Source organism: Vibrio fortis (assembly GCF_000695685.1).
GTDB classification, from domain to species: Bacteria; Pseudomonadota; Gammaproteobacteria; order Enterobacterales; family Vibrionaceae; genus Vibrio; species Vibrio fortis_A.
Genome location: NZ_JFFR01000023.1, coordinates 178,043 through 194,279 on the forward strand (window position 1 = coordinate 178,043; position 16,237 = coordinate 194,279).

Annotated in this window: 17 protein-coding genes; 13 read left to right on the forward strand and 4 right to left on the reverse strand. The window is 46.3% G+C overall.

Annotation, left to right across the window (positions count from 1 at the left end):
• Positions 1–108 precede the first annotated feature (108 nt).
• The 10 genes from nrdR to VFDL14_RS09835 all read left to right on the forward strand — a co-directional run bounded on the left by nrdR (position 109) and on the right by VFDL14_RS09835 (position 8,320).
• A complete protein-coding gene (gene nrdR / locus VFDL14_RS09885; protein ID WP_032551633.1) occupies positions 109–558 on the forward strand; it encodes a transcriptional regulator NrdR in 450 nt (149 codons plus the stop codon).
• Between the two features lie 9 nt (positions 559–567).
• Entirely contained in the window at positions 568–1,683 is a 1,116-nt protein-coding gene (gene ribD, locus VFDL14_RS09880) for a bifunctional diaminohydroxyphosphoribosylaminopyrimidine deaminase/5-amino-6-(5-phosphoribosylamino)uracil reductase RibD (protein ID WP_235201721.1), read from the forward strand.
• A gap of 68 nt (positions 1,684–1,751) precedes the next feature.
• Complete coding sequence (locus tag VFDL14_RS09875; protein ID WP_032551635.1) at positions 1,752–2,408, forward strand: riboflavin synthase; 657 nt, start codon at positions 1,752–1,754, stop codon at positions 2,406–2,408.
• A 110-nt stretch (positions 2,409–2,518) separates the two neighbouring features.
• Entirely contained in the window at positions 2,519–3,628 is a 1,110-nt protein-coding gene (ribBA, locus tag VFDL14_RS09870; RefSeq protein ID WP_032551636.1) for a bifunctional 3,4-dihydroxy-2-butanone-4-phosphate synthase/GTP cyclohydrolase II, read from the forward strand.
• A gap of 256 nt (positions 3,629–3,884) precedes the next feature.
• Positions 3,885–4,355, forward strand: a complete 471-nt coding sequence (ribE, locus tag VFDL14_RS09865; RefSeq protein ID WP_004741508.1) for a 6,7-dimethyl-8-ribityllumazine synthase — start codon at positions 3,885–3,887, stop codon at positions 4,353–4,355.
• Complete coding sequence (gene nusB / locus VFDL14_RS09860) at positions 4,355–4,822, forward strand: transcription antitermination factor NusB (RefSeq protein ID WP_004734399.1); 468 nt, start codon at positions 4,355–4,357, stop codon at positions 4,820–4,822. Before ribE ends, nusB begins: the two co-directional genes overlap by 1 nt.
• Positions 4,823–5,079: 257 nt before the next feature.
• The gene (thiL, locus tag VFDL14_RS09855) at positions 5,080–6,057 is read left to right on the forward strand and encodes a thiamine-phosphate kinase (protein WP_032551637.1); all 978 of its coding nucleotides are present in this window, start codon (positions 5,080–5,082) and stop codon (positions 6,055–6,057) included.
• Positions 6,054–6,560: a phosphatidylglycerophosphatase A gene (pgpA, locus tag VFDL14_RS09850; protein WP_032551638.1), complete on the forward strand. Its 507-nt coding sequence runs from the start codon at positions 6,054–6,056 to the stop codon at positions 6,558–6,560. Before thiL ends, pgpA begins: the two co-directional genes overlap by 4 nt.
• An 83-nt stretch (positions 6,561–6,643) precedes the next feature.
• A complete protein-coding gene (locus VFDL14_RS09845; RefSeq protein ID WP_032551640.1) occupies positions 6,644–6,994 on the forward strand; it encodes a putative quinol monooxygenase in 351 nt (116 codons plus the stop codon).
• Between the two features lie 121 nt (positions 6,995–7,115).
• Positions 7,116–8,320 (forward strand): IS3 family transposase gene (locus tag VFDL14_RS09835; protein WP_152549250.1). Its coding sequence is split into 2 segments (ribosomal slippage): positions 7,116–7,485 and positions 7,485–8,320, totalling 1,206 coding nucleotides; the frame shifts between segments, so codons are not numbered across the junction.
• A gap of 49 nt (positions 8,321–8,369) precedes the next feature.
• On the opposite strand, the gene dxs is transcribed toward VFDL14_RS09835, so the two are convergent.
• Genes dxs through xseB form a run of 3 tightly spaced genes read right to left on the reverse strand, consistent with a single transcriptional unit; the run spans position 8,370 to position 11,422 of the window.
• Positions 8,370–10,253, reverse strand: coding sequence for a 1-deoxy-D-xylulose-5-phosphate synthase (gene dxs / locus VFDL14_RS09830; RefSeq protein ID WP_032551643.1), 1,884 nt, complete (start codon positions 10,251–10,253; stop codon positions 8,370–8,372).
• Between the two features lie 21 nt (positions 10,254–10,274).
• Positions 10,275–11,159: a (2E,6E)-farnesyl diphosphate synthase gene (ispA, locus tag VFDL14_RS09825; RefSeq protein ID WP_032551644.1), complete on the reverse strand. Its 885-nt coding sequence runs from the start codon at positions 11,157–11,159 to the stop codon at positions 10,275–10,277.
• A 20-nt stretch (positions 11,160–11,179) separates the two neighbouring features.
• Positions 11,180–11,422, reverse strand: a complete 243-nt coding sequence (xseB, locus tag VFDL14_RS09820; protein ID WP_032551645.1) for an exodeoxyribonuclease VII small subunit — start codon at positions 11,420–11,422, stop codon at positions 11,180–11,182.
• Positions 11,423–11,739: 317 nt separating this feature from the next.
• Here xseB and pomA point away from each other — a divergent pair, with 317 nt between their 5' ends.
• The 3 genes from pomA to thiI all read left to right on the forward strand — a co-directional run bounded on the left by pomA (position 11,740) and on the right by thiI (position 15,210).
• A complete protein-coding gene (gene pomA, locus VFDL14_RS09815; RefSeq protein WP_032551647.1) occupies positions 11,740–12,504 on the forward strand; it encodes a flagellar motor protein PomA in 765 nt (254 codons plus the stop codon).
• Between the two features lie 11 nt (positions 12,505–12,515).
• On the forward strand, positions 12,516–13,466 hold the full coding sequence (locus VFDL14_RS09810; RefSeq protein ID WP_032551648.1) for a flagellar motor protein MotB: 951 nt from the start codon (positions 12,516–12,518) through the stop codon (positions 13,464–13,466).
• A 295-nt stretch (positions 13,467–13,761) separates the two neighbouring features.
• Positions 13,762–15,210, forward strand: coding sequence for a tRNA uracil 4-sulfurtransferase ThiI (gene thiI, locus VFDL14_RS09805; RefSeq protein ID WP_032551649.1), 1,449 nt, complete (start codon positions 13,762–13,764; stop codon positions 15,208–15,210).
• A gap of 88 nt (positions 15,211–15,298) precedes the next feature.
• Here thiI and VFDL14_RS0123230 read toward each other — a convergent pair whose 3' ends face one another.
• Entirely contained in the window at positions 15,299–15,976 is a 678-nt protein-coding gene (locus tag VFDL14_RS0123230; protein WP_032551651.1) for a glutathione S-transferase family protein, read from the reverse strand.
• Positions 15,977–16,237: the final 261 nt, after the last annotated feature.

The following is a 16,237-nucleotide window of genomic DNA, read 5'->3' on the forward strand; positions in this document are numbered from 1 at the left end:
GTTGGTCATAATCAACGAATAACCACATAAAAGGGCCTTAATTGGCCCTTTTTCTTTCCCTACGTTTGGCAATTCCGTTACACTGACAATCAATTATTTGGAGGTGATATGCATTGTCCTTTTTGTTCAGAGAACGACACTAAAGTAATCGACTCAAGGCTAGTCGCAGACGGGCATCAAGTTCGTCGTCGCCGTCAATGCCTGGCATGTAGTGAGCGTTTTACGACATTCGAATCGGCTGAGCTTGTTATGCCAAAAGTGATCAAGTCGAATGGCAACCGTGAACCCTTTAACGAAGACAAAATGGTCGGTGGGGTACAACGTGCATTAGAGAAGCGCCCAGTGAGCGCAGATGCCATTGAACTTGCGATCAGTACTATCAAGTCTCAACTGCGAGCAACTGGCGAGCGTGAAGTACCAACAGAGATGATTGGTAACCTTGTCATGGACCAACTGAAAGAGCTCGACAAAGTGGCTTACATTCGTTTTGCCTCTGTTTACCGTAGCTTTGAAGACATCCGAGAGTTTGGCGAAGAGATTGCCAAGCTAGAGGACTAACTCCCACTCATGTCAAAATTTTCTCCGTTAGATTTTCAAATGATGTCGCGTGCCATGCAACTGGCTAAGCGCGGCATTTATACCACTGCACCAAACCCAAATGTCGGCTGTGTTATCGCACACGGCGACAACATTGTTGGTGAAGGCTTCCATGCTAAAGCGGGCGAAGCCCACGCAGAAGTTCATGCCATGAGAATGGCCGGCGACAAAGCCAAAGGCGCGACTGCGTATGTCACGCTAGAACCTTGCTCGCATTACGGTCGTACGCCGCCATGTGCTGAAGGGTTGATTAAAGCTCAAGTTGAAAAAGTGATTTGTGCAATGGAAGACCCAAACCCGAAAGTTGCAGGCCGCGGCATCAAAATGCTGCGTGATGCGGGTATTGAGGTACAAGTCGGGCTGCTAGAACAAGATGCATTGGCGTTAAACCCAGCCTTTATCAAACGCATGCAAACAGGTAGGCCGTTTGTTCAATTGAAGATGGCAGCAAGCTTAGACGGTCAAACCGCTTTAAGTAATGGTCAGAGCCAATGGATTACTTCGCCGCATGCTCGTCATGATGTGCAACATTACCGTGCCAAAGCGGGAGCGGTATTATCGACCAGTCAAACCGTGATTGAAGATAATGCGTCACTTAATGTACGTTGGGACGAGTTACCGCAAGCGGTTCAATCTCTTTATCCGCAATCTTCGCTGCGCCAACCTACGCGTGTGATTCTCGACCGACAGGCACAATTGCTCCAAGCTGTTCATCAAGATCTCAAGTTGTATCAATCTGAAGCGCCAGTGCTACGTGTTGCTGAGTCTGAAGCTGACATCATGGTTGCTCTCGACAAGGAGGGGCAGCTTGATATTGCCCAGCTGATTCAAGATCTTCCTAGTCATCACATCGATCATATTTGGGTGGAAGCAGGCGCAACATTGGCAAAAAGCTTTATTGAGAATCAACTGGTTGACGAGCTAATCTTATACTTAGCACCTAAACTAATGGGCAGCGATGGCCGCGGTTTGATGGGTGCGTTGGGCTTAAGCTCAATGGATGACGTGATCGATTTGTCGATCAAAGATGTACGTATGGTAGGGCCTGACATTCGCATTGTCGCTCAGCCAGTATGGAAATCTTAATCCGCGATAGTTATATCTATAGTAATTTAACTGCTTGATGTAAAAGCAGTAAGAACAAGAGTTTTAGAATGTTTACAGGAATTGTAGAAGCCGTAGGTACCCTAAGTGCTATCACACCTCGCGGTGAAGATATTACGGTAACCGTGAATGTCGGTAAGCTGGATATGTCTGATGTACAGCTCGGCGACAGCATCGCCACCAATGGTGTGTGTTTGACTGTGGTTGAATTCGATGACAACAGCTATAGCGCTGATTTATCACTGGAAACTCTGAAAAAGACCGGCTTTATCGACTATCAAGCGGGCGATAAAGTAAACCTTGAGAAAGCAATGCTGCCGACCACTCGTTTTGGCGGTCACATTGTTTCTGGTCACGTTGACGGTGTTGGTGAGATTGTCGAGCGCAACCAAGTTGGTCGTGCGATTGAATTCTGGGTAGAGATGCCTGCGGAGATCTCAAAGTACGTCGCTCAAAAAGGCTCTATCACTGTCGATGGTATCAGCCTTACAGTGAATGATTTACGTAAGAACGCGTTTAAGCTGACTATTGTTCCTCATACCTCATCAGAGACGACGATTGATCAATTTAATGTCGGTCGTAAGGTGAACCTTGAAGTAGACGTACTTGCTCGTTACATGGAGCGATTACTGCAAGGCCAGCAAGAAGAGTCTAAGCCAGAGTCTCGTCTAACAATGGAATTCTTACAACAAAACGGTTTTGCTTAATCAACGACTCCTTGTGCGCGACAGCGAAGGGCAGTGGAGTTGAGCAATTCCAATCAGGTTTAAACAGTGTCGGTTCTTGGAAGCAGAACCATTTCAAAGGATATAAAATAATGCCAATTAGTACTCCTCAAGAAATTATTGAAGACATCCGCCTAGGAAAGATGGTTATCCTGATGGACGATGAAGATCGCGAGAACGAAGGCGATCTGATCATGGCGGCAGAGCATGTAACGCCAGAAGCAATCAATTTTATGGCGATGTTCGGTCGTGGCTTGATCTGTCTGACGCTAACCAAAGAGCGCTCGAGCCGTTTAGGTCTCGCGCCAATGGTTCAAGACAACAACGCGCAATACACCACTAATTTCACCGTTTCTATTGAAGCAGCGCAAGGCGTAACGACGGGTATTTCTGCATCAGACCGTGCCGTGACTGTTCAAGCGGCGGTGGCGAAAGAGGCGAAAGCGGCAGACCTAGTTCAACCGGGCCATATCTTCCCACTGACGGCTCAAGAGGGCGGTGTATTAACACGCGCAGGTCACACTGAAGCGGGTTGTGATTTGGCTCGCTTGGCAGGCTGCGAACCAGCATCTGTGATTGTTGAAATTCTGAATGACGATGGCACTATGGCACGTCGTCCAGACCTTGAAGTGTTTGCTGAAAAGCACGATATCAAGCTAGGTACGATTGCTGACCTTATCGAATACCGTAACAATACCGAGACGACGATTGAGCGCGTTGCACAGTGTCATCTACCGACTGAGTTCGGTGATTTCGAACTCGTGACATATCGCGATACGATTGATAACCAAATTCACTACGCGATGCAAAAGGGTGACCTAACGGGCGAAGCGCCATTGGTTCGTGTTCACCTGCATGACACATTCACCGATCTGCTGCATTCTGATCGTGGTACAGAGCGCAGCTGGTCGCTAGATAAAGCGATGAAGCGTATCGGCGAAGAAGGTGGTGTTCTAGTGATTCTTGGAAATGAAGAGTCGTCTGATTCTCTAATCCACAAAGTGAAGACTTTCGAAGCTCAAGACAAGAACGAGCAGCCAACTATGGCTAAGAAGCAAGGCACTTCACGTCGTGTTGGTGTAGGCTCTCAGATTCTGCAAGACCTCGGTGTTCAAGATATGCGCCTACTCTCTTCAAGTACCAAACGCTACCACGCACTGGGTGGTTTCGGTTTAAACGTTGTTGAGTATGTGTGCGAATAGCGCTGATTCAAAACAGAACAATCAGCAAAAATTTTTAGGTAATACAGTCTCGATTAGACGATAGGTAGCAAGCAGAGAGCACAAGATTGCATAGTTCGCTCTCTGCGTTTTGAGCCTTATCGACAAAGGAATCACGCTGTCGTTACCACTTTGTTTCTCCGGTATCAGTTCAATAAAATTAGCATTAGATATTGCTCACAGTTTTGTGCTAGAATCCGGCGATTCTCACTTGATGAAAATAGTTAAAGGAAGGCTTATGAAAGTGATCGAGGGTGGCTTCCCAGCGCCAAATGCAAAAATTGCTATCGTTATTGCTCGTTTCAACAGTTTTATTAACGAAAGTTTACTTTCTGGTGCAATCGATACTTTAAAACGTCACGGACAAGTTAGCGAAGACAACATCACTGTTGTTCGTTGTCCAGGTGCAGTTGAACTTCCACTTGTAGCGCAACGCGTTGCAAAAACAGGTAAGTTCGACGCGATTGTATCTCTAGGTACAGTAATTCGTGGCGGTACGCCTCATTTTGACTATGTTTGTAGTGAATGTAATAAAGGTTTGGCGCAAGTGTCTCTGGAATACTCTCTTCCAGTAGCATTCGGTGTGCTAACTGTTGATACGATCGATCAAGCTATTGAACGCGCAGGAACCAAGGCTGGTAATAAAGGTGCAGAAGCTGCACTAAGCGCACTTGAGATGATCAACGTTCTTTCTGAAATCGATTCCTAATGGGGGCCAGTGTGAAACCAGCCGCACGTCGTAATGCACGTCAATTTGCTCTACAAGCAATTTATTCTTGGCAAATTACTAAAGAAAATATTGCCACAGTTGAAGAACAGTTCTTATCTGGTGGTAAGTATGATGAAGAAGAGCATCACGCAGCTGAGCCTGCGCTTGCTATGCCAGAAACAGACGTTGCATACTTCCGCGACCTGCTAACTGGTGTTGCTCTAAGCCACATGGAACTAGACAGCAAACTTCGTCCATTCGTATCTCGCCCGATGCAAGATCTGGACTTAATGGAGCTTGCTCTTCTTCGTCTAGCTATGTACGAGATGACTCGTCGCGAAGATGTACCATACAAAGTGGTCATCAACGAAGCTATCGAACTTGCAAAAGTATTTGCAGCAGAAGACAGCCACAAGTTTGTTAACGGTGTACTTGATAAAGCAGCACCGCACGTTCGTAAGAAATAATACGTTCGACATAGAATCGAAAGGTCAGCAAATATGCTGGCCTTTTTTGTAACTGATGACGGTAATACCAATCGTAGTAAATAACTGCTCACCCTAGCTTGTTAAAATGCTCGATAACAGCGTTAGAATTTTTGATTGTAGAATAACTACTTATCGAAACTCTCTGTTGCAAAAAAGCTGCCTTGTTCTCAAGCCTTTTTCCTGCGCTATTTTTGATCACTTACTTACTGTGATTGGTATAAAAGAAAGGTGATCACATGTCTGGTGAGTTTAACCTGATTGATAAATACTTCGTAAACCGACAGCCTCAACGTAAGGATGTACATCTTGCCGCAGGTGATGACTGCGCCTTGGTCAAGCCACCAAGTAATGTAGAAATTGCTATCAGCACTGACACCTTAGTCGCAGGTACACACTTTTTAGCCGAAGCGAATCCGGCTTGGGTGGCGCATAAGGCATTGGCATCGAACATCAGCGATTTGGCCGCTATGGGCGCAACCCCTGCTTGGGTTTCGTTCGCGCTGACCATGCCTGAAGTTGATGAGCAGTGGCTGGCTCCTTTCTGTGATTCTTTCTTTAAGCTTGCGGACTATTTTGGTATTCAACTGATCGGTGGTGATACCACTAAGGGACCTTTGAGCCTTACGTTGACAGTGCAAGGCTTTGTGCCAGAAGGTAAGGCGCTGCGTCGTGACGGTGCCAGAGTCGGGGATTGGATTTACGTGACAGGTAACCTAGGCGACAGCAAGGCAGGCCTAGAGGTATTACTAGACCCACAAACAAACCAATCTAAACCCTACGCTAGAGAGCTTGAAGAGAGACACTATATTAGCTCTCCACGAGTGCTTGCTGGCCAGGCTCTCGTGAACCTCGCTTCATCTGCTATTGATATCTCAGATGGCGTGATTGCAGATTTGAAACATATCCTCAAGCGTTCACAAGTGGGCGCGAGCATCGATGTGAGTGCATTGCCCATTTCTCGAGAGTTACGCCAGTTCGCATCGGATCTTTCAGCAGCACAGCATTATGCGCTGACCAGTGGCGAAGAGTATGAGCTTTGCTTTACCGTGCCGGAAGAAAATAAAGGTTCATTGGAAAGTGCTTTGTCACACACTGGAACAAAAGTTACCTGCATTGGTCAGATAAGACCTGTAGAATTCTTTGAATTGCATAACAACGGTCAACCACTAAGTTGGGACTTAAGTGGATACGATCATTTTAAGGTAAACGGATGACAAACCCTCTCTCTCTTATTTCACTAAAGAATCCTTGGCATTTGTTGGCTACTGGATTTGGTAGCGGACTTTCTCCGGTCGTGCCCGGTACCATGGGTACCTTGGCTTCGATCCCGCTATACCTATTGTTGGTTCAGTTGCCGTTTCCAATGTATGTCGTGGCTGTAATTATTAGCTGCATCATTGGTGTCAAAATCTGTCAGGTAACCTCTGATGACATGGGTGTGCACGATCATGGTTCAATCGTCTGGGATGAGTTTGCTGGCTTTTGGATCACCATGGGCCTAGTGCCTTTACTGCAGCTCCCAACCGATGACTGGAAGTGGTTGCTGACAGGCTTCGTACTGTTCCGCTTCTTTGATATGGTTAAGCCGTGGCCGATCGGTTGGTTAGACAAACGCATCCATGGCGGTCTAGGTATCATGATTGATGATATTGTCGCGGGCGTGATGGCAGGCATTGCGCTTTACGCTGTGGGTCATTTTGCGGGTTGGTTAGCATAAACAGTTTATGGTGCTCTGGCATGCCAGTATTGAGTTAGAGCGCCTTAGTTGGTTAGTTACACAAAAGAAAACAAGGAATAATAATGTCTAAGAAGGTTTACTGTATTGCTCAGTTTCAGCCAAAAGAGGGCAAACTGAATGAGCTTTTCGAAGTACTAAAAGCGCTTGAGCCAAACACAATGCGTGAAGATGGTTGTATTCAGTACACAGTGACACGTCACCTGCAGAGCCCATTTGCTGAAGGTGAGAGCTACCCAATCGCATTCAACGAGATCTGGGCAGACAATGAAGCGTTTGAAGCGCACTGCCAACGTCGTGAAATTCAAGAGTTCTTCCAGCAGCAATGCGTTGAACAGACAGGTCTAGTTGAGAAGTTCAATGTGTGTATCTACACTGATGAACCAGAGAACTACGACGCGCCTATTCTGAAATAAGCGAATTGCTTGCTATCAAGTTGATAATAAAAAAAGGTTGACCATATGGCCAACCTTTTTTGTATCTGTGACCCGTCCTAAATAAGGTTGACACTCCCCAAGCAGAAAATTGGAGAGTGTTATGAAATCAATAACTAGACGAACTCAATGTGATTACTCCCTCGCTTTTAAATTGGATGTTGTTGACCAAGTCGAGCGAGGTGAACTGACTTATAAACAAGCACAAGACAAGTACGGTATACAAGGTTGTTCTACAGTATTAGTGTGGCTCCGAAAGCACGGTCGACTTGATTGGTCCGGAGGCACACCTCGATTCATGAAGAAAGGTTTACCTATGTCTGAATTCAATTCACCACCTACACCAGAGCAACGTATCAAAGAGCTAGAAAAGCAACTCGAGGATACTAAACTGAGAGCTGACTTCTTTGAAGAAGTAGTAAAAGTTATGGAACGAGACCATGGTGTCCGTGTCGTAAAAAAGCACAAAGGTGCGTCGTCCAAGAGCAAAACATAGCTCAGCTTACGGTGACTAGATTTTGCCAAATCATCAATATCTCTAGGCAAGCATATTATAAACAGTGTCTTATTGACGATCGTAACAGGCAGCGTGACAAAGCTCTTCTGAGCTTTGTTCGTGAAACTCGCATCAAACAGGCTCGAATAGGAACGAGAAAGCTTAAGTTCATGATGGAAAAAGCTGGAATGAAAGTAGGTCGGGACTATCTATTTTCTCTACTTAAACATCATCGGCTGCTTGTGAAGGTTAAACGTGCTTACCATCGAACAACGGATAGCCATCATAGGTTTTACTGCCACCCAAATAAAATTAAGGATGGTTTTAAGCCTGAGAGACCAGAACAGTTGTGGGTTGCTGATATTACTTACCTTCCTACCTATGAAGGATACAGTTATGTCAGTCTTATTACTGATGCCTATTCCAGAAAGATCGTCGGATACAGTGTGGATGACAACATGCAGACGAAGGCCGTAAAACAAGCTTTTATAAGAGCTTTGAGAGAACGTCGAAATCAGGACAACTTAATCCATCACTCAGATAGAGGCTCACAGTACTGTTCAAAGGAGTACCAAGACTTACACTCTAGGCACAAGATCGTGTGTTCCATGACGGATGGATATGACTGCTATCAAAATCCCTTGGCAGAGAGAGTAAATGGTATTTTGAAAATGGAATACTTGTTGAGGAAACCTAAAGATGTTGCTCAGGCGAGAAAAATGGTCGCCGAGTCAGTAGAAATCTATAATCAGATGAGGCCACATACGGCCTTAAAATACAAAACGCCCGATGAAGTACATCGAGCGTTTTGACTAAAAAGTGTCAACCCATATCAGGACGGGTCACTGAAGCACTCGCTGCTTATTTAGCGAGGTAGTCGTTGATCGCTTTCTCAATGCCTTTCGCATCTAAGCCAAGTTCTTCGTGCAGCTCACCTTGTGTGCCTTGAGCGATGAACTTATCTGGTAGACCAAGGTTCAATACTGGCATTGGTAGTTTCTCTTGCATCAAGAACTCTACTACACCCGCACCTGCACCGCCGGCAATCGCATTCTCTTCGATGGTTACCAGAACGTCGTGTTCAGCGGCTAATTGCTTGATAAGTGCTTCATCGAGAGGTTTTACAAAGCGCATGTCAGCAACCGTTGCATCGATAGCATCAGCGGCTTGTAGTGCATTCTCAAGGAAGGTACCGAAGCTTAGGATTGCTACTTTTGAACCTTCTTTTTGCTGCTCGCTGCTACGAACGATACGGCCTTTACCAATCTCAAGTGCAGTAAACTCACTCTGGATCTCTGTGCCCATACCATTACCACGTGGGTAACGAACCGCACTTGGACCATTATGCTGGTGGCCAGTGTAGAGCATTTGACGACATTCGTTCTCGTCGCTTGGTGCCATGATCACCATGTTAGGAATGCAGCGCATAAAGCTTAAGTCGAACGCACCTTGGTGAGTCTGACCATCGGCACCCACAAGACCTGCACGGTCAATGGCGAACATCACAGGTAAATCCATGATAGCCACATCGTGGATCAGTTGGTCGTAGCCACGTTGTAGGAAAGTCGAGTAGATAGCCACAATTGGCTTGTTACCCGCAATCGCCATACCTGTTGCTAGCGTCACCGCGTGCTGCTCTGCAATCGCGACATCGAAGTACTGTTCTGGGTACTCTTTCGAGAATCGAACCATACCTGAGCCTTCACGCATCGCTGGAGTAATCGCCATCAGCTTAGGATCTTGCGCGGCCATATCACACAGGAAGTCACCGAAGATCTTAGAGAAGGTCGGCTTAGCACTGGTGCTCTTTGGCAGGCTAGAGTGTGCAGGATCGAATTTAGGCACACCGTGGTAGCCAATCGGATCTTTCTCTGCTGGCTCGTAGCCTTTGCCTTTCTTAGTCATGATGTGCAGGAACTGAGGACCTTTTAGATCTCTCATGTTCTTAAGCGTTTTGATTAGCTCGTTAACATCGTGGCCATCAACTGGGCCGATGTAGTTAAAGCCAAGCTCTTCAAACATGGTTCCAGGAATCACCATGCCTTTAAGGTGTTCTTCAGTACGACGCACTAGCTCTTTAATCGGCGGAACGCCAGATAGCACTTTCTTGCCACCTTCACGAATTGACGTGTAAAGATTGCCAGAAAGAACCTGAGCTAAGTGATTGTTCAATGCACCCACGTTTTCAGAGATCGACATTTCGTTATCGTTAAGGATAACCAGCATATCGTTGTGAACGTCACCGGCGTGGTTCATGGCTTCAAATGCCATACCAGCAGTGATCGCACCATCACCAATCACGCTCACGACTTTACGATCTTTGCCCTCTTTTTTAGCACTGATTGCCATACCAAGAGCGGCACTGATAGATGTCGATGAGTGACCAACAGAAAGTGTGTCGTACTCGCTCTCTTCGCGCCAAGGGAAAGGGTGTAAGCCGTCTTTCTGGCGGATAGTCGATAGGCGGTCACGTCGACCAGTTAGAATTTTATGTGGGTAAGCCTGATGGCCCACATCCCAAACCAACTGATCGAAAGGAGTGTTATATACATAGTGTAAAGCAACCGTCAGTTCCACCGTACCAAGGCCTGATGCCAAGTGACCGCTTGACTGGCTCACAGAGTTCAAGAGGTAGGTACGTAGCTCATCACAGAGCTGTGGAAGCGTCTCTTTTGGTAAAAGACGCAAATCCTCTGGCTTATCAGCCAAAGCAAGAGTTGGGTACTTTGAAATATCAAGAGTCATAGGTAATGCGCGCTTATAGTCTTAGTTCTTGCGCTCGATGACATATCGGGCGAACTCTTCGAGTAACTGGGTATTGTATGGGATTGCGTCTAAAGCTTGAAGCGCTTCGTTCAATAGAGTTTGAGCTTTTTCTTGAGCGCCGTCCAATCCTAACAAAGAAGGGTAGGTGCTTTTGTTCAGTTCTTCATCAGAACCCTGTGGTTTACCAAGAGTCTCTGTATCACTGATGATATCGAGAATGTCGTCTTGAACCTGAAATGCTAAACCAATCGCGTCGGCAAACTTATCAAGCTGCGGCAGCACCTCGAAAGCTTTCTCGCCCGCAGCCAGTGCACCCAAACGAATGGCACACTTCATCAATGCACCCGTTTTATTGCGATGGACTTCTTCCAGTTCTTGCAGCGAAATAGTGCGGTTCTCCGCTTCCAAATCGAGTGCTTGTCCAATGCACATACCTTGAGCACCAGAGGCTTCAGCTAGGCGTTGAATCATACGTACGCGGTTACTCTCTCCAGCAGCACTTAATGTGCCTTCTGCAAGTATAGTAAAGGCCAGCGTTTGTAGTGCATCACCGGTAAGAATAGCCGTGGCTTCGTCAAATTTAATGTGACAGGTTTGATGACCGCGACGCAGCTCGTCGTCGTCCATTGCTGGTAGGTCATCGTGAATTAGTGAGTAGGCATGGATACACTCAATCGCTGATGCTGGTGTGTCGAGCTCTTCAGCGCTGCAGCCAAGCATTTCCCCTGTGATGTAGACAAGAAATGGACGTGCGCGTTTTCCACCTAGCAGTAAGCCATAACGCATAGCCTTAATTAGGTTTTGGTTTTGATGTGGAAGGCGATCAAGCCATTGGTTTAACTGCTCGTTATTACGTGCTTGATAAGACGTTAAAGTCTCAATCATAGGGGATCTCATACTATTCGTTATTCTGGTTGTGGGTTGAAGTCACTTAGCTCAGCATCTTCGTCATTTTGAAGAAGAATACTCACTCGCTGTTCTGCGTCGTTGAGTTTGCTTTGACCTGCACGAGCTAGTGCAATTCCACGCTCGAATTTCTTCAGCGCATCATCTAAAGCTAGATCACCATTTTCAAGTTGATCAACCAAGCCATCAAGCTCTTCAATTGCTGCTTCAAAGCTCATATTTTCCGGTTTCTTAGTAGCCATAATAGTTCTGCGTTTGGAAAGATGAACGAACGTTACCCTAGGGCGTAGAGATGGTCAAATGTAACCAATAAAATTTGCTAGAAAGTTTGTTTTATCGGGCGCTTGGCAGCCATATCGGTGTGACTATAGAAGTGCCACGTCTGAGAAGACCTACTTCCGATGTGCTTACTTGTAATGCGCAGTTATTCATAAGTCTTAATGTCATTCAGACTCAAAAGTGTGATACTTAGGCCAAGAATTTTCTAAAAGATCTTATAGTCTTGCCGATAAGAAGATTATTCTCGAGGTAGAACAAGAAAAAGCATGAGGAGTGCTCAGTGGATTTAGCAACCCTAATAGGTTTAATTGGTGGATTTGCCTTCGTGATCATGGCGATGATCTTGGGCGGAAGCCTTGGGATGTTCTATGACACGACTTCGATCTTGATCGTGGTTGGTGGTTCAACCTTTGTGGTCTTGATGAAGTTCACAATGGGTCAGTTCTTCGGTGCTGCAAAGATTGCAGGTAAAGCCTTTATGTTTAAAGCTGATGAGCCAGAAGATCTGATCGCGAAAGTGGTTGAGATGGCAGACGCGGCACGTAAAGGTGGTTTTCTTGCACTCGAAGAGATGGAAATCAACAACAGCTTTATGCAGAAGGGCATCGACTTGCTAGTAGATGGCCACGATGCTGACGTCGTAAGAGCGGCACTGCAAAAAGACATTGCTCTAACCGATGAGCGTCATGAGCAGGGCGGTAAAGTGTTCAGCGCCTTCGGTGACGTTGCCCCGGCGATGGGTATGATTGGTACTCTGGTTGGTCTGGTTGCGATGCTTTCGAACATGGATGATCCAAAAGCGATCGGTCCTGCGATGGCGGTAGCACTCTTGACGACCCTTTACGGTGCGATTCTGTCTAACATGGTGTTCTTCCCGATTGCCGACAAACTGGCACTGCGTCGCGAACAAGAGACGCTAAACCGCCGCCTAGTAATGGATGGTGTATTAGCGATTCAAGATGGACAAAACCCACGTGTTATCGATGGTTACCTGAAGAACTACCTCAATGAGGGCAAACGTCTTCTAGATGGCGAAGCTGATTAAGGAGCTCGGTAATGGAAGAAGAAACTCCCTGTAAATGTCCGCCCCCCGGCTTACCTTTATGGATGGGTACCTTTGCTGACTTGATGTCACTGTTGATGTGTTTCTTCGTACTGCTGCTCTCTTTCTCTGAGATGGACGTACTGAAGTTTAAACAGATCGCCGGTTCGATGAAGTTTGCCTTTGGTGTACAAAACCGTTTGGAAGTGAAAGACATTCCAAAGGGGACCAGCATCATAGCGCAAGAGTTTCGTCCGGGGCGTCCAGAGCCGACACCGATCGATGTCATCATGCAGCAGACCATCGATATTACCCAGCAAACGCTAGAGTTTCATGAAGGAGAGTCTGAGCGTGCCGGTGGTACCATGCGTGACCAAGGTAAGATGACTGGCGGTAAGTCTCCAGAGACCTCGACTCACGACAATCAAAACTCTGAGTCAGAGAAGGAACAACAGCAGCAGTCTGAAGCGCAATCTCAAGAGATGGAAACCTTGATGGAGAGCATCAAGAAAGCCTTGGAACGCGAGATTGACCAAGGTGCAATCGAGGTTGAGAACCTAGGTCAACAGATTGTAATTCGAATTCGTGAGAAAGGTGCGTTCCCTGAAGGTTCGGCGTTCTTGCAACCTAAGTTCCGTCCTTTGGTAAGACAGGTGGCTGAGTTGGTGAAAGACGTACCAGGTATTGTTCGTATATCAGGGCATACTGACAACCAACGCCTAGATTCAGAGCTGTACCGTTCAAACTGGGATCTCTCATCTCAGCGAGCAGTATCGGTTGCCCAAGAGATGGAGAAGGTTAGAGGCTTCTCTCACCAGAGGCTACGTGTTCGCGGCATGGCAGATACTGAACCACTGGAGCCGAATGATACTGACTGGCAAAGAAGTCTTAACCGCCGAGTTGAGATAAGTATCATGCAGGGTGAACCGCTCTACAGTGATGAAGTTCCGGTCGTGACTGAATAGAATCACTTCAATAATAAAGCTTAAATCGAAAGCCCGAGTTATCGAGACTCGGGCTTTTTTGTGGGAAAACTAAACCTTTCACTGTGTTTAGCAGTACAAACTCTACAGGTTGAGTGCTTATTCCCAGTTGATGATAGGGTTAGGGCAAGCATTCTTTTCCTTGTATGACTTTCTCATGTATAATTCGCGCCCTTAGATTTAGATATGATCTATTCTTGCTTCAAGTGCTCGGTGAAATCTCAGTTTTTTGCTTAGCGCCGAGCCCCTTAAACTTGTTTAATGTTGTGAAAGTACTATGAAATTTATTGTTAAGCCCCATCCGGAAATTTTTGTAAAAAGTGAATCGGTGCGTAAGCGCTTCACAAGGATTCTAGAGTGCAACATTCGTAACGTTATCCAGCGTCGCTGTGAAAGCGTTGCGGTATTCAACCGTCGTGACCACATCGAAGTCACATCCGAGAGCGATAAGTACTACCCAGAAGTGCTTGAGATCTTGACTCAAACTCCAGGTATCCACCACTCTCTTGAAGTTCAACAGTCTGAATTCAAAGATCTACACGATATTTTCGAGCAGGTACTGGAGCGCAGCCGTGGCGACATTGAAGGTAAGACTTTCTCTGTTCGTGCCAAGCGTCGTGGTAAGCACGAGTTCACGTCTATCGAACTAGAGCGTTACGTTGGTGGTGGCCTAAACCAAGCGGTAGAATCGGCAAGCGTTAAGCTGAAAGATCCAGAAGTGACGGTCAAAGTAGAGATCGCAAACGACAAACTTAACCAGATCATCGCTCGTCACAAGGGCCTAGGTGGTTTCCCTCTAGGTACTCAAGAAGACGTGTTGAGCCTGATTTCTGGTGGTTTTGACTCTGGCGTTTCAAGCTACCTGCACATAAAACGTGGTTCTAAAGTACATTACTGCTTCTTCAACCTAGGCGGTCCTGCACACGAAATCGGTGTTAAGCAAGTGGCTCACTACCTGTGGAACAAGTTCGGTTCTTCTGCAAAAGTGAAATTTATCTCTATCGACTTCGAACCAGTAGTCGCTGAAATTCTTGAGAACGTTGAAGACGGCCAAATGGGCGTTGTACTTAAGCGTATGTTCATGCGTGCTGGTGGTATGGTTGCAGAGAAGTTCAAGATCGAAGCTCTGGTTACAGGTGAAGCACTAGGTCAGGTATCAAGCCAAACGCTGACTAACCTACGTCACATCGATAACGTAACAGACACTTTGATCCTTCGTCCTCTGATCAACTGGGACAAAGAAGACATCATCGACCTTGCTCGTAACATTGGTACTGAAGATTTCGCAAAAGTAATGCCTGAATACTGTGGTGTTATCTCTAAGAAGCCAACAGTAAAAGCGAAGAAAGGTAAGCTAGAAGCGGAAGAAGCGAAGTTTAACTTTGAAGTGCTTGAGCAAGTGATCGAGAACGCTCGCGTGATGGACATTCGTGACATCGAGAAAGAGAGCCAAGAGCAAGCGCCTGAAGTTGAGCAAGTTCAAGCTGTTGCTGAGCACGCAATCGTACTGGATATTCGTAGCCCTGATGAGGAAGACGAAAACCCATTAGAGATCGATGGCGTTGATGTGAAGCACCTGCCTTTCTATAAGCTCGCAACGCAGTTCGGTGACCTTGACCAGAGCAAAGAGTACCTACTGTACTGTGACCGTGGTGTTATGAGCCGTTTGCAAGCGCTTTACTTGCAAGAGCAAGGCTTCTCTAACGTGAAAGTGTACCGTCCTTAGGTCACTCTCCATAAGTCATCTAAAAAGCCGCTATAACAGCGGCTTTTTTATTGGTCGTTGGAAACCGAATTTTCCAAGTAACTGAGCTCTAGGCTTTAGGAAAGTTCTGCGGGAACAGGGCTCTTGCTGCTTCTTCATCGACCGTTGATTTAAAGTCGATCCCACTCTCGAGCTCGCGTGCTTTGGCAACGGCTGGGCGCGCATTGATCTGTTCAAACCAGCGCTTTAGGTTTGGATAATCATTGAGTGCATCCTCTCCGAGTACAAATGGCGCTTTGTCTATCCAGCCCCATGCCGCCATATCGACGATAGTGTACTCGTCACCCACCATGTACGTCTTATCGGCCAGATGATTGTCTAGCACTTCATAGTGTCGCTGTGCTTCACGGCGGTAGCGATTCTTTGCGTAAGGAAGATCTTCTGGCGCCGCTTTATGAAAATGAACCGATTGACCTGAGAAAGGCCCTAGTCCTGATGCGATAAACATCAACCAAGAGAGCAACTCACCGCGCGTTTGTGGCTGACCTGCAAACAGACCGGTTTTCTCTGATAGATAAAGCAGGATTGCATTGGAATCGAAAATGCGTGTGCCGTCATCCTCAATCGCCGGGGTTTTTCCATTTGGGTTAACTAGGCGAAATTCCGGAGTGTGTTGCTCACCTTTGAGCGTATCGACTGGGACAAGCTCGTAGGCTAGACCTGTCTCTGCAAGATAGAGCGCAACTTTCATTGGGTTTGGGGTACGGTGGAAGTAGAACTTAATCATCAGTGAACTCCTAGTTCGTTATTTGTCTGCGGCACATCCGTGCTTGTGCATTGACTATAATTCAACCTGAACGTTCGTTCAAATTTAATTTGTAAGATTAACAAGAAGCCAGTCTGATTAAGAGTGTTTCAATAAGGTGAGCTATTGATAAACTTATTGTTATTAAACGGTAGATAAAAAAACACCGCCATAAAGGCGGTGTAAAGAAATTTGACAGACAGGTCAAAATAAATACAGGAAGTAGATGCCTCGTTTTAGGGG

Coding starts and splice junctions, on each gene's coding strand:
- nrdR (WP_032551633.1), top strand. CDS start 109: ATGCATTGTCCTTTTTGTTCAGAGAACGACACTAAAGTAATCGACTCA.
- ribD (WP_235201721.1), top strand. CDS start 568: ATGTCAAAATTTTCTCCGTTAGATTTTCAAATGATGTCGCGTGCCATG.
- VFDL14_RS09875 (WP_032551635.1), top strand. CDS start 1,752: ATGTTTACAGGAATTGTAGAAGCCGTAGGTACCCTAAGTGCTATCACA.
- ribBA (WP_032551636.1), top strand. CDS start 2,519: ATGCCAATTAGTACTCCTCAAGAAATTATTGAAGACATCCGCCTAGGA.
- ribE (WP_004741508.1), top strand. CDS start 3,885: ATGAAAGTGATCGAGGGTGGCTTCCCAGCGCCAAATGCAAAAATTGCT.
- nusB (WP_004734399.1), top strand. CDS start 4,355: ATGGGGGCCAGTGTGAAACCAGCCGCACGTCGTAATGCACGTCAATTT.
- thiL (WP_032551637.1), top strand. CDS start 5,080: ATGTCTGGTGAGTTTAACCTGATTGATAAATACTTCGTAAACCGACAG.
- pgpA (WP_032551638.1), top strand. CDS start 6,054: ATGACAAACCCTCTCTCTCTTATTTCACTAAAGAATCCTTGGCATTTG.
- VFDL14_RS09845 (WP_032551640.1), top strand. CDS start 6,644: ATGTCTAAGAAGGTTTACTGTATTGCTCAGTTTCAGCCAAAAGAGGGC.
- dxs (WP_032551643.1), bottom strand. CDS start 10,253: ATGACTCTTGATATTTCAAAGTACCCAACTCTTGCTTTGGCTGATAAG.
- ispA (WP_032551644.1), bottom strand. CDS start 11,159: ATGATTGAGACTTTAACGTCTTATCAAGCACGTAATAACGAGCAGTTA.
- xseB (WP_032551645.1), bottom strand. CDS start 11,422: ATGGCTACTAAGAAACCGGAAAATATGAGCTTTGAAGCAGCAATTGAA.
- VFDL14_RS09810 (WP_032551648.1), top strand. CDS start 12,516: ATGGAAGAAGAAACTCCCTGTAAATGTCCGCCCCCCGGCTTACCTTTA.
- thiI (WP_032551649.1), top strand. CDS start 13,762: ATGAAATTTATTGTTAAGCCCCATCCGGAAATTTTTGTAAAAAGTGAA.
- VFDL14_RS0123230 (WP_032551651.1), bottom strand. CDS start 15,976: ATGATTAAGTTCTACTTCCACCGTACCCCAAACCCAATGAAAGTTGCG.